General features: G+C 59.3%; 11 protein-coding genes. 4 read left to right on the top strand and 7 right to left on the bottom strand.

Annotation, left to right across the window (positions count from 1 at the left end; translation table 11 throughout):
* Positions 1-48: 48 nt before the first annotated feature.
* Genes AB4X18_RS04645 through AB4X18_RS04625 form a run of 5 tightly spaced genes read right to left on the bottom strand, consistent with a single transcriptional unit; the run spans position 49 to position 7,508 of the window.
* On the bottom strand, positions 49-930 hold the full coding sequence (locus AB4X18_RS04645) for a VOC family protein (protein ID WP_432817132.1): 882 nt from the start codon (positions 928-930) through the stop codon (positions 49-51).
* A gap of 36 nt (positions 931-966) precedes the next feature.
* Positions 967-2,475, bottom strand: coding sequence for an aldehyde dehydrogenase family protein (locus tag AB4X18_RS04640; protein ID WP_432817131.1), 1,509 nt, complete (start codon positions 2,473-2,475; stop codon positions 967-969).
* Positions 2,468-3,337, bottom strand: coding sequence for an NAD(P)-dependent oxidoreductase (locus AB4X18_RS04635; protein WP_370402509.1), 870 nt, complete (start codon positions 3,335-3,337; stop codon positions 2,468-2,470). Before AB4X18_RS04635 ends, AB4X18_RS04640 begins: the two co-directional genes overlap by 8 nt.
* Before the next feature lie 18 nt (positions 3,338-3,355).
* Positions 3,356-4,510: a DUF3095 domain-containing protein gene (locus tag AB4X18_RS04630; RefSeq protein WP_432817130.1), complete on the bottom strand. Its 1,155-nt coding sequence runs from the start codon at positions 4,508-4,510 to the stop codon at positions 3,356-3,358.
* 46 nt (positions 4,511-4,556) lie between these two features.
* Positions 4,557-7,508 (bottom strand): ABC transporter transmembrane domain-containing protein, encoded by a 2,952-nt coding sequence (locus tag AB4X18_RS04625; RefSeq protein ID WP_432817407.1) that lies wholly within the window; start codon positions 7,506-7,508, stop codon positions 4,557-4,559.
* A 217-nt stretch (positions 7,509-7,725) separates the two neighbouring features.
* Here AB4X18_RS04625 and AB4X18_RS04620 point away from each other — a divergent pair, with 217 nt between their 5' ends.
* Both AB4X18_RS04620 and AB4X18_RS04615 read left to right on the top strand, forming a co-directional pair.
* Positions 7,726-8,124, top strand: a complete 399-nt coding sequence (locus AB4X18_RS04620; RefSeq protein ID WP_370402506.1) for a DUF3307 domain-containing protein — start codon at positions 7,726-7,728, stop codon at positions 8,122-8,124.
* Between the two features lie 137 nt (positions 8,125-8,261).
* On the top strand, positions 8,262-8,909 hold the full coding sequence (locus AB4X18_RS04615; RefSeq protein ID WP_370402505.1) for a VOC family protein: 648 nt from the start codon (positions 8,262-8,264) through the stop codon (positions 8,907-8,909).
* Positions 8,910-8,970: 61 nt separating this feature from the next.
* On the opposite strand, the gene AB4X18_RS04610 is transcribed toward AB4X18_RS04615, so the two are convergent.
* On the bottom strand, positions 8,971-9,816 hold the full coding sequence (locus tag AB4X18_RS04610) for a universal stress protein (RefSeq protein WP_370402504.1): 846 nt from the start codon (positions 9,814-9,816) through the stop codon (positions 8,971-8,973).
* A gap of 153 nt (positions 9,817-9,969) precedes the next feature.
* Here AB4X18_RS04610 and AB4X18_RS04605 point away from each other — a divergent pair, with 153 nt between their 5' ends.
* Together AB4X18_RS04605 and AB4X18_RS04600 are read left to right on the top strand one after the other, a co-directional pair.
* Complete coding sequence (locus tag AB4X18_RS04605) at positions 9,970-10,902, top strand: DnaJ C-terminal domain-containing protein (RefSeq protein WP_370402503.1); 933 nt, start codon at positions 9,970-9,972, stop codon at positions 10,900-10,902.
* Positions 10,903-10,906: 4 nt separating this feature from the next.
* Entirely contained in the window at positions 10,907-11,206 is a 300-nt protein-coding gene (locus tag AB4X18_RS04600) for a chaperone modulator CbpM (protein WP_370402502.1), read from the top strand.
* A 40-nt stretch (positions 11,207-11,246) separates the two neighbouring features.
* Here the strand turns inward: AB4X18_RS04600 and AB4X18_RS04595 are convergent, their stop codons facing one another.
* Positions 11,247-12,152: a carbamate kinase gene (locus tag AB4X18_RS04595; RefSeq protein ID WP_432817129.1), complete on the bottom strand. Its 906-nt coding sequence runs from the start codon at positions 12,150-12,152 to the stop codon at positions 11,247-11,249.
* Positions 12,153-12,229: the final 77 nt, after the last annotated feature.

The following is a 12,229-nucleotide window of genomic DNA, read 5'->3' as shown; positions in this document are numbered from 1 at the left end:
ATTTGACAGTGCTGCAGGGCAGAAAGAAGCGCTTGGGCAGGAGACATGCTACCGGGACAGAAACCGCAAGACCGTGTTAGCTGTCAAGGCAGGCTGGGTAAGCGTGAACCTATCGGCCCCATCAACAAATCCCATCCCGGATATCTTCAGGTATTCCGAAAAGATCGCCGGATCATCCACCAACAGGTCCATGCCCGCAATAAAGGGCGATGGCGCGTCCTGCGTGGCGGCGGAAAGGGGGCCGATTTCCTGCTCAAATGCCATTGCGGTCATGAAACGCATCACGCCGTTGGCTGTGTCGCAGGCAAAGCCGCCCTCTATGTCCACAGCCCCTTCGTAAAGTGCGCTGAACTTCGGTTTCAGCGCGTCCTGATCAGTAGCTTCTGCCACGACATTCACGCCGCATATCCCGCTGACGGTGTTGGGATGGGCCAGCCATTCCGGCACGTAGATCAGATCGGGTCGGTGTTGCTGGCACAGAAAAAGCGATAATCGTGGAAAGACCGCATCTGGCAAAAGGGCAAGCGTGGTCTTCGTGCGCCCGGCGGTGCCATCGGGCAAAGTCACGTCACGGCCAAATTCAAGATGGCCTGCAAGCGTGAAACCTGCGGCCTGCGCTGTTTCTGCGTCCGCAATCGCGTCGGTGCTGTGCAAGGCGGAAAGGGCCACGCCTTCGCGCAGTTGAAGATGCGCGAACACGTGCCTGCCAAAGCGAAAATCACCTGCGGGGATTTCATCCACCAAGGACCGATCATAAACGCCCATGATCTCAATCAGACAGCCTTTGAACATGGCAAGGCTGGTGCTGGTGCCCCACGGATGTTTGCCGATCGCCGTCATGTTGAAGCCGAGCGAGATCAGCTGTGCGCGCAGCCCCTCAATGTCATGGGTTGCCAAAAGCGGGTGGTCGATCCCGAACGCGGCGTTCATGGCACGTAAGCCCATCGTTCGGCCGTTATCGGCACCCTAGGAAACATAACCGAAGGCGATGCGCGGCGTCGGTGCGCTGTCCAGCCAGACGCTTTTGGCGGCAGTGTATTCCATCAGGGCATCGGTGCCGCTTGAGCGCCCAAAGCCGGAATTGAGCGAACCGCCGAAGGGGGAGGAGACATGGATTGCCTTGTAGCTGTTGATCCAGAAAGTGCCTGCACGCACGCCTTCAGCCATGCGATGCGCGCGGCCTGCGTCTGTGGTCCAGACGGCGCCGGCCAAACCGAACTGCGTTTCATTGGCCAGCGCAATTGCGTCTGCTTCGTCCTCAAAAGGGATGGCCGCGACGACGGGGCCGAAAATCTCTGACTGGGCGGCAGGGGCAGCGTTTGTCAGATCCGTCAGGACGGTGGGTGGTACGAAAAACCCCTGCGTTGGCAGGTGGGTGCGAGAGGTGATTGTGGCACCTTCCTGTTGCGCCTGCCGGATCATGCCCTGCACATGGGTAAACTGGCGCGCGTTACCGATCGGACCGATTTCAGTGCCCTCGTCAAGCGGGTCCCCGAGTGTGATCTGGTTCATGCCCTCGGACAGCATCGCAATCAGCGTTGCATAGACTGCCTTTTGCACAAGCAATCGCGATCCCGCCACGCAGCTTTGGCCCGCCGACGAAAAGATCGCCGCCTGCGCGCCAAGGCAGGCCTGTTCAAGGTTTGCATCTTCAAAGACAATGTTGGCGGATTTGCCACCCAATTCCAGAACCGCCGGTTTCAGGGCAGCCGCGGCAGCCATCGCCACGCGCCTGCCCGTCTCCGGGGAGCCAACGAAAACGACCTTGCGGACCGCGGGGTGTTCGATAGCGGCCTGTCCCGCAGTCGGTCCGAGACCGCACAATACGTTGACCAGACCCGGCGGCAGCCCGGCGTCCTGCGCGATCTTGACAAGGGCCACCGTGGTAAGCGGGGTCAGTTCGCTGGGTTTGATGACAACGCCATTGCCCGTGGCAATGGCAGGTGCGATTTGCCAGCCCCCCGTGAATATGGGCGCGTTCCAGGGCGTGATCTGAAAAACGACGCCCAAGGGTTCGCGCAGGGTGTAATTGAGGTGACCTGACGGGACCGGGATCACCTCCCCGTGCAGTTTGTCGGTCCAGCCTGCATAATAGGCAAACATCTCCGCCACCTTGGCAACCTCGATGCGGCAATCCCGGATCGGCTTGCCCGCGACAATCGCTTCGATCACCGCCAAGGGTTCGGCATGGGCCAGCACCGCGCGCGAGATATCCTGCATGATCTGTCCGCGCTGGGCGGCGCTGATCCCTTTGGCCCATCCAGATTGCGCGCCTCGCGCAGCATCACAGGCTTGTTGTGCAAGGGGGGCGTCCGCGTCTGCGTAAGTCATCAGGGTTTCTTCGGTGAAAGGATCGACCAGCGTCACGTCCTCCCCGCAGCCATCCACCAGATCACCGTTGATCATGCTTTGCGGACGCGAACCCAAACCCAGGGCGGCCATCGCCTCCAACACCTTCGCCTTGTGGTCAGTCACCTCTTGCCTCCGTCGGTCTGTATTTGGTGATCGCGTTGAAGTCGGCGGTGTCGGCGATCTTGTCAGAGCGGTTCAGCCAGATATCAGCAAGTCCCGCGAACCCTGCCAGATCAACACCAAGCCCTTCGGCCAAATCAAGGGCCAGCCCAACGTCCTTGCGCATCAGACCCATTGTAAACCCGGAATCGAACCTGTCGTTCAGTATCCATTTGGGAAAGTTGACCTCGCTTACCGCGCTGCGCCCTGATCCGGCGTTGATACCTTCGAGCAGATCCTCTGCGCGCACACCTGCGGCTTGCCCCAGCCTGACGGCCTCGGCCACCAGCACCAGATTGGCTGCGCAAAGCATGTTGTTGGCGATCTTGGCGGCATGGCCCGCACCACTGCCGCCTACGACAACAGTCTTGGCGGTCAGCACATCGAGGACCGGACGAAGTGCTTCAATGGCGCGGATGTCGCCGCCCAAAAGCATCGTCATCGTGCCCGCTTCGGCCGCTGCGGGACCCCCGCTTACCGGGCCATCGACGAAGACAAACCCGTTGTCCTGACCCATGGCGGCCATCGTCTGAGAGGTGGTCGGCTCCGAGGTTGACGTGTCAAGGACGATCGTGCCGCTCCGGATGTCGGAACGTATGGGTTCCATGACCTGTTTCACAACAGCGGCGTTGGGCAACGACAGTAAAATGACATCGGCTTTCTGTGCCAGCGCCGCAGATGTCAGTGCCACCTGAGCGCCTATTGCACGCATCCTGTCCAAGGCTTCGCCTGCGGGATCAAAGCAAACCAGCGGATACCCTGCGGCAATCAATTGCCGCGCCATACCGCCGCCCATGTTGCCACATCCAATCAACCCGATTTCCATGGGTAAAACCCCCTTGCGTCATTGCGCGCCTTTAATTGCCTGCGCCGCAGCCGTGTACCCGCCCGCGGCGCCATCGACAAAATGCACGTGATCATCGGTCATGATTGAGGGCACGATGCAGGTCATCATCGCCTCTGACTGGGTATGCAGCCCATATCTGATGATGCCGTCTTGGGCTGCTTTCTCCAGCAGGTTGCGCAATTGCTCTTGTGTGGCGGAGTCGCAATCCAACGTCATTTTGAGGCCGTCCTCGAATTTGCGGAAGTCTGCATTACCGCCCACGATGCGCTGATAATCGCGGGCGTCAAAGCCGCCGATCTTCAGTCCCGTCTTGATCAGCAGCCATGCCACGAAGCTTTCAAACAGTGCTTTGCGCCGTGCGGCCCCCAGCGACCCCCCGCGCCGCTGCGCGTGCGCCTCAAGTGTTGCACCGGCGGGTGGCCATTTCACGCCCGGTCCGCCTGGCGCAGCAGGGTGGCCTGCCCGTTCCAGCCCGCGCGCCACTTCGACCACATCACGGGCCAGCGCGGAAAACGCGGGTCCCGGTGCATCGTCAGAGGGAAGGATGACGACAGACAGGATCGTACCATGACGGCTGGGCATGTGGTTCCATCGGCAGGACAGTCCGGTCAGATCGGGTTGGGTTCCGGCAGGGGCTTGCGGCACGGATTGCGCGCCTTTCTTCATCTGGGTTTCCGCCCAGCTGAGGCCGCCGCCCGTAAACATCGCATAGTCGACACCCAGGGCGGCCTGAAAGCGGGCGACGGTCACATCCAGACCCGCCTGTCGGATGTCACTGACACGGGTCATGCCGACGCGCAGTCCCATGTCGAACTCCTCTGCTGCCCAAACCCGCACTGCCGCCAGCGCCTTTGCGGCGCGATCCTGCCATGCGGGCGGGACGGCAAACCCCGCACCATCCCCGCCGAATATGTAGGGAAAGGCAGCACCCCCATGCGCGTTGATCTGTGCAGAAATAACCGCCGCCCCGACCATGTTGACTGTCTTGTATCGTCCATCGGCCACCGCCTGCGTGGAGCCGACGATATCAGACGTGCCGACCCACCAGTCGTCTGGTAAGGGCGTGTATTTCTGCGTATCGGACAAGACCCCGAAATCGTCCTGCAAAGGGACGGAGGCATAAAACGCAGTGCTGTCGACGGGATCGCTCATTCTCAAGACCTATCGCTACAGCTGGCATAGTCCAAGCCCGATGACGCTAGTTGGAAACGTAGCCCGCCACGACTTGAAGCAATTTGAACGCTGTTGGCGCGTCATTTTCGACAACGGCAAGGAATTCCTCCGCGCCGATACGGAGGCAGGTCAGGTCAGTTGCGGCTTTCATGTCCAGCGCGCGCGGCACATTGCGGATCAGTCCCAGTTCCCCGACCAGCACACCGGGACCAATGGTGCTGATCACGGTATCTTCGCTTTCTTCCTGAGGCAGCAAAAGATCAGCTTGCCCATCGATCAGGACATAGGCACCGTCGGTTGGATCGTCGTCCTTGTGAAAGACGTAATCATCTGCCTTGGCCGTATACCAGCGCGCGCCAAAAGCGAGCAGCCGCAGCTGCTTGCGATCAAGTCCGGAAAACAGATCCGTCTGTTCGAGCGCCGCAACCTTGCGGGCCAGATCCGCAGCCGCAGCGCTGTCTTCGCCGGCTCTGCTTTCCGCCGTGTCCCCCACGATGCGGCCCTGCTGCAATTCGAAATGGGTATCGAAGGCGTCTTCGTCTTCATGCACGGGGTTGAGGTAGACAAGCGTGGTTTCAGGCAGGAGGCCGCGCAGCTTTTCGTAAAGCGCCTGCCGTGTACCGGCGTCATAGCTGGCCAGAACCGCATCAAGGATCAGGATGTCGGGCCGCTTGATCGCCGCCCGGCTGACGGCCAGAAGTTCGGCATAAAGAGCGGGCAGGTTGGAACCGCCAAGTGTGATCGGCATGTCAAAGATGAGCCCGGGCACCAGCCGATCGATGCCCGCGTCCATCAACGCGCTGGCAATCCTGCGGCGCAGGTCGTCACCTTTGGCGCCTGCCGTTTCGGATATCTTGCCGAACAATGCGTTCTCCAGAACTGTCAGCCCAGGCACACATTGATCGGCTTGCAGCGGGGTAAAGAGATCATCCATCCGGGCCTGCAGCGCCTGCGCATGTTCGCGCCGCATCGCCAGCACCCGCGTTTTCATGTCTTCCGGAAAAGCAGTGCCAATCCGTTCCGCGGAAATGACGAAAGGCACGGCGATCAAATGCGCACGCTCTGCGGGTTTGAGCGTATCGTCCCGACGCCGTTTCCCGACAAGGTCCACGGCGGTTTCATAGCTCTCCGCATCCAGCCCGAGGTTCTGAAACAGCGGATGATCCGTACCATCGAGGCCGAAAATCTGCCGCAGCAGGTCGATCATATCGACTGCAAGTTGCAGCAGGTCTTCGTCAAGGTGCAGCTCGATCAGCAGCGTCATGAAATCCCGATGCTCGGCCAGACGTTCAATGTTCAGCGGCGCGCGCGGTGTTGCAAACATCAGGTTGTCGCCAACCGGCAGGGCGGGGTTATAGCTGTCGTCATCAAAGAAATAGACATATTCCGTCAGCTTGGCTGCTTTGATGGATTTGGCAATTGTCGGGCGCAAAGCGACAAGCTGGGCCGCGAGATCAGGGTAGGCATCGGGGTCAAATCTTTGATCAAGTCCGCGCCGGAACAGCGCGTTACCGCGGCCCATCCCCTGCACCAGTTCCAACCACCATTCCCGCAGGTCTTGCGCGGTGTTCAGGCCTGCACGTTGCGGGTCAAGCCAGTTTGCCTGCACCGGGTCGAGGCTGTTGCCGGACCCCTGCGCTTCCCGAAGGGTCTTCGGGTCAGGGCCGGTATCGTCCGGGCCGGGTTTGAGCGGCATCAGCACGTTGTCCCCGAAACTGCCCATGAACATCACCGGTCTGGATGTCGCATGGCCGATGCGGGCCGCGATGACGGATTGGTGCAGGCCGCTCAGGTCATGACCGCTGAGCATGACCTTGCCGCTGGCCGGGATCACTTCGCGGATCAGGAGTTCCGCAAAAGCGCGCCGGTCTTCGTCATTTGGCGCAGTAATGCCAATGCTGGCCCCGGCAGGAAGCGTTGTGTTGAGATCTTCCAGCACCGCATTGCCATCTTCATCCCTGACCGTCACGCCGACCAATTCGATATCCCCGTTCAGACGCGGCGTTTCTTCCGGCTCCCCATCAAAAAGCGCGGCATCCACCATGCCCTTGGGTGCAAACCGCTCCATGATGGTCTCCCAGCGCAAGGACATATCCTGGGTCTGGTTGTAGTAGGCCAACAGTTCTTTCCATGGGCTGCTGAGGTCTTTGTAAGCCGCCAGTGCCGCCACGAGCGCGCCGACGGTGATCTGGCCCGTGATGGCCAGATATCCGCCGATGGAATAGAAGAAAAAGGGGGTAAGTTGTGTGATGAAGTTGTTGATGAACTTCATGAAGAACTTCTTCTGGAAGATGTCGAAACGGATGAAGTATAGGTGCCCCAGCCGATCCGCTATCATGGCAAGGCGGTACCGGACACCGCCATTGGTGCGCAAGGTCGCGGCACCCACGGATCCTTCGCCAATCTCCGCGGCAAGCGCACGCACCTGCTGGACCCGTTGCTTGTTCAGCTGGTTGATGCGTTTTTGCAGGCGTGGGATCAGCCAGGCCTGAAGCGGGATCAGCGCACAGGCAGCAAGGCCAAAGGTGATGCTTTGGATAAACAGAAACCCCAAAATGGTCAGCATCTGGCCTGCCTGCAGAACCGGTTGCGCCAGCGCGTCCCCCATCAACCCGCCCATGGGTTCGGATTCGGACGTGACCATCGACACCAGTTCGCCCTGGCTTGTGCGTTCGAAATAGGGGGCGGGAAAGCGCAGGATGCGCGCGATCAGCGTATATCGCAGCCGTCGCAGCAGACGTTCGGCAAGCACACCCTTCATGGTATTGATGCGCATCTTCATGATCCCGTGCACGAAGACGGACGCAAGGAAGAGTGCGCACAGCAGACCAAGAAAGGCGATCTGCGACATCTCGACGCCAAGAACGTTGACGAAGGGTGCACTGGCGCCGATGGCATCGTTGATGATGCGTTTCGGCAACTCAAGCGTGAGATACAGCAAGGGAAAGAGTGTGATTGTTACAAGCAACAAGACCAGCTGATCCCGTTTGGAGTATTTCCAGATGAATGCAAAAATCGAGCGTTCTATGGCTGGGATCCAATTCGGGTAGTATATGCGTGCATCAAAATGCCCACACGGGATTCCAGCAAGCGTAGCAAGGAACACGGTGTAAAACCAAGAAATTTGGGCAATTTAACAGGAATGTTGCTGTAGACGCCTTGGCACACTAGATTCGTACTCAAGCCAGTGGAGAATGCGTTTGACGGAATTGCTGCGCGATGCACTTTTTCTTTTGATCCTGCTTCAGGTCAAGCACATGTTTGCGGATTTCTATTTGCAGACGCCGCGGATGTTGGAAGGCCGCAGTAAATATGTGCACTTCGGCCGCGCGCAGCATGCCTTGTTGCATGCGGTGGGTTCGATCATAGCCTTGTTTCTGGTCGGGGCGACCCTGCCGGTCGTGGTCTATATCTTGCTTGCGGAATGGGTGGTTCATTATCACATTGACTGGGCAAAGGGCTGGTATTCAGACGTGGTCGGTCATACGCCCGCTGACGCAGGCTATTGGCGCGCATTTGGCTTTGATCAGGCGCTGCATCAATTGACCTATGTGGCGATGATCTGGGTGTGGGCGGTCTACGGCACCACTTGAAACGTGAACAGCAAACAATCCCGTGGGGAAGTCCGGCTGCCGTCGGTGTGTTGTGTGGGCCCTGATCCACTTTTGCGCTAAGATTTTTCAGCACCTCAAAAACGAGATCCTGCAAAACTACGCACGCTGGAGCAATTATGATCCCCCAAAGCAGCCTTGCCTTCGACCATCTCGCGGTTGCCTGTCGTACCCTTGCGGAGGGGGTGGATCATATCGAAAAGAACCTTGGCGTCATCATGCCCCCTGGCGGAGCGCATCCGGCGATGGGGACACATAACAGGCTTATGGCACTGAATGAGTGCGAATTTCTGGAAGCCATTGCCGTGAACCCGGAAGCCGATGCGCCAAGCCGCACACGATGGTTTGGTCTGGACACGTTCGATGCGGCTGCCCGTCTCGGCACGTGGGTTGTCGGGACCCGCGATATCGACACGAGCCTTGCGCTGTTGACGGCGCGCTTGCCGGACGTGGATCTTGGCAAACCTACTCGCATCACGCGCGGCGATCTTTCTTGGCTGATTACGATACGTGACGATGGGTCGATGCCATTCGACGGCGCTTTTCCCGCCTTGATCCAGTGGCCCGTTGGACAACATCCCGCAGCGCGAATGATCGACATGGGCTGCAGTCTTGCGTCGATGACCATCGAACACCCCGAAGGTGCGCGCATCGCGGACGCGTTACAGGGTTTGCTCGACGATCGTCGGTTTGTGATACTTACCGGCAGCGCATGCCGGATGCGCGCGGAGATTGCTTCTCCAACGGGCATTCGAGTGCTTTTTTGACATCGAAAGATGTGATCTGTGCGAAGAAGCCAACAAAAGCGGCACCCATCACGTCCCTGCGCTAATGCGCAAGCAGGACAGGCAGGTCTGTTTGATCGATCATCGATCGGGTCGTTCCGCCCAAGACCGCTTCGAGCAGTCGCGCATGCCCGTAAGCCCCCATCACAACCAGATCGGCCCCGAATTCCCCCGCACGGTCCTTCAGACACTCTGATGTCGTGTTGCCCCCGCTTGGGATCTGGGACAGTGTTACCTTGCAGCCATGCCGACTGAGCCATGCGGCCAGATCCGTTCCCGGGTCCTGACCATCGCGTTCGGCAATTGCCACCGGGTCGATGCAGCCGATCATGATCTCGCTTGCTTGTCTGAGATAAGGGAGTGCTGCATGCACAGCGGCGGCTGCGGCCTGACTGCTGTCCCATCCGACGAACACCCGCGCAGGCCTTGTGGATAGCGATCCGTTTACCCGGAGGCCGACAGGGGTATCAAACAGGGTGCCGTAAGCGGCTTCCTGCAAGAAACGCGGGGTGTTGCGCAGACTGGCATCGAGGAAAACTTCGTCGCAGACACGTGCAGCCCGCGCAATCTGTCGCTTCACCTCAACGGTTGAGCAAAGCACCGAAACCACGTCTGCCGACGTCTCGTTTTTTGCCAGCAGCCCTTCGATCACATCAACCCGTTCCCTCTGCCGCTGCTGGGCGTCGGTCACCAGATCGCTCCAGTTGTCGGGGATGTTCATGCCGCCGTAGGGTGAGACGCCATAGGCATACATCGGCAGGGCTGGGGCCGGATTCAAAAGTAGACAACTGAGGTGGAACTCACATTCGGTTGCGGTTTGCGCCGCTGCAATGATCTCCGCATCAGCAGTTTCAGAATTGATCACGTAAAGTATCGTGCGCCGCTGCATCTCAGTCTCCATCCATTTACCCGATCTGCAAAACGCAACAACCGGTCGCCCTAAGTTGGCCCGTATCCTTCATGACGGACTGACAAAGATCAAAGGACAGCCCGAAAATTCGTGGCAGCCTTGTGGGGATACAGACCTTCGGAAATCAGTTAGATGGAATTCAAGGATTACTACAAGGCACTAGGCGTCTCACCAGATGCCAGCGCGGATGAGATCAGAAAGGCGTTTCGCAAGAACGCGCGGAAGTATCATCCGGACATCAATGACGGGCCGGATGCCGAGGCCAAGTTCAAGGATGTCAATGAAGCCTACGAGGTCCTCAATGATCCGGAGCGGCGCGCCGCCTACGATCAACTTGGCAAGTCTCCGCCGCCAGAGCAGGGGACGTATCGCCCTCCTCCGGGATGGGACGGTAGTTTCGAGTTTTCCGGCGGGAATCCCCACAATGAAGAGGTCTTCAGCGATTTTTTCGAGACCTTGTTCCGCCGGGGCGCGGGCGTTGGCGGGGGAATGCGCACGACGCAAGGAGCAGACCAGCACGGACGGATCGACGTCGCAATCGAGGATTCCTATCGCGGGACGACACGCACCCTGACGCTGAGGTCACCGATTGTCGGCCCCAATGGCAATATCAGCATGAAGGACCATTCGATCGCGGTACATGTCCCCAAGGGCATCATGGCGGGGCAACATATCCGACTTGCTGGTCAAGGCACGCCGGGTTTGAATGACGGTCCAGCGGGCGATCTGTACCTCGAAGTCAATTTCGCGCCGCATCCCGTTTACCGTCCAGATGGGAGGGATCTTCATCTGGATCTGCCCGTCACCCCGTGGGAGGCCGCGCTGGGCGGGAAAGTTGTGATGCCGACGCCTGCGGGCAAGGTGGATTTGCGCATTCCAACAAACGCGCGCACAGGTCAGAAATTGCGGCTAAAAGGCAAGGGCCTGCCCGGCACACCGCCCGGAGACATCTACGCGACACTGAAGATCGTCAACCCCGATGCCGATACGCAAGAGGCGCGCACCTTCTTTGAACGCATGGCCAAGGACCTGCCGTTCGATCCGCGCGCACATTTAGGAGGATAGTCAGATGAAAAAGGCCACATCTCGTAGTGATCTGGTCGATACATTGTCGCTTGAGGACCTTTGCCGCTTCTGTCAGGCGGATCAGGCATGGGTGATCGAGCTTGTTGAACATGGGGTGCTTGAACCCGATGGCACGACCACAAAGAACTGGCACTTTCGGGGGAAAAGCATCGCACGTGCCAAGAAGGCGCGCCGCCTGAACCGCGATCTGGGCATCAACGTCGCAGGTGTTGCACTGGTTCTGGACTTGCTCGAGGAAAGAGATGCCGTCTTGCGCAGGTTGGCTCAGCACGAAGTCATGTAGCACACCAAGCACCGCGACGCTGGGAAGACAGGGGCGTCTTTCAGGATGCGCTTGCGGGCAGACTGATCCTTGTACCAATTGTCCCACTTACCAGTTGCATGGTGTCCGCAAGCCTTCCGATGGCGGCAAAACCGCCCGTGGCCTCGGCAAACTCGCACGCAGCGTCCACTTTCGGTCCCATGGAGCCGGCCGGGAAATCCATCTCGCGCAGTTGTTGCGGCGTTGCATTTGCGATCAAGGCCTGTTGCGGTGTGCCCCAGCCCGTGAACACCCCTTCAACATCCGTCAGCATCAAGAACGCATCCGCATGAAGGGCGCGGGCCAGAAGTCCGCTGGCGTGGTCCTTATCGATCACCGCTTCGACGCCCACCATCATCCCGTCACCCTGATCCACCACCGGAATGCCACCGCCACCCGCGCATATGACGACCACACCCTGATCCAGCAGCAGACGGATGACGTCCAGTTCCAGAATGCGCATAGGACGGGGAGAGGGTACAGTGCGCCGGAAGTGTTCACCGTCCATTCCCATGGTCCAGCCGCGCTCAGCGCTCAGCTTGCTGGCGTCTTCTTCGGTGTAAATGGGTCCGATGAACTTGGTGGGAGTTCCGAAAGCAGGATCAGCCGGATCAACCTCTATCTGTGTCAGCAGCGTCGCATAGCGTATCTGATGCTGATAGGCGTTATCAAGTTCCTGTTGCAGCACATATCCGATCATTCCATCGGTTTCGGCGCCAAGCACGTCCAGTGGAAAACTGCCGCCTTGCAGGGCCAGATAGCCCACCTGCGGCCCGTTTCCGTGGGTGATGACCACTTCGTGCCCCGCCTCCAGAAGCTGCGCAAGGGCAGTGGCGGCGACACGGATGCTGGCGCGTTGATTGGATGCCGTGAAAGGCTCACCCCGCACGGACAGGGCGTTTCCGCCCAAGGCAACGACAATTCTCATTCAGGGTTCCTTTGCAGCAAGACGGATGGGATTGGCAGCAGGATCGCCGGAGTGGCCTTCCTGTGTGCGAAACGCCC

It is taken from the genome of Sulfitobacter rhodophyticola (genome assembly GCF_041281685.2).
Taxonomy (GTDB): Bacteria; Pseudomonadota; Alphaproteobacteria; order Rhodobacterales; family Rhodobacteraceae; genus Sulfitobacter.
Note: the sequence above shows the minus strand (reverse complement) of the source record. Positions and strands in the feature narration are given on the sequence as shown.

Bases quoted from the DNA above. Each gene is read 5' to 3' on its own strand.
- AB4X18_RS04645 (WP_432817132.1), bottom strand. From the start codon at position 930: ATGAACGCCGCGTTCGGGATCGACCACCCGCTTTTGGCAACCCATGAC.
- AB4X18_RS04635 (WP_370402509.1), bottom strand. From the start codon at position 3,337: ATGGAAATCGGGTTGATTGGATGTGGCAACATGGGCGGCGGTATGGCG.
- AB4X18_RS04630 (WP_432817130.1), bottom strand. From the start codon at position 4,510: ATGAGCGATCCCGTCGACAGCACTGCGTTTTATGCCTCCGTCCCTTTG.
- AB4X18_RS04620 (WP_370402506.1), top strand. From the start codon at position 7,726: ATGCGTTTGACGGAATTGCTGCGCGATGCACTTTTTCTTTTGATCCTG.
- AB4X18_RS04615 (WP_370402505.1), top strand. From the start codon at position 8,262: ATGATCCCCCAAAGCAGCCTTGCCTTCGACCATCTCGCGGTTGCCTGT.
- AB4X18_RS04610 (WP_370402504.1), bottom strand. From the start codon at position 9,816: ATGCAGCGGCGCACGATACTTTACGTGATCAATTCTGAAACTGCTGAT.
- AB4X18_RS04605 (WP_370402503.1), top strand. From the start codon at position 9,970: ATGGAATTCAAGGATTACTACAAGGCACTAGGCGTCTCACCAGATGCC.
- AB4X18_RS04600 (WP_370402502.1), top strand. From the start codon at position 10,907: ATGAAAAAGGCCACATCTCGTAGTGATCTGGTCGATACATTGTCGCTT.
- AB4X18_RS04595 (WP_432817129.1), bottom strand. From the start codon at position 12,152: ATGAGAATTGTCGTTGCCTTGGGCGGAAACGCCCTGTCCGTGCGGGGT.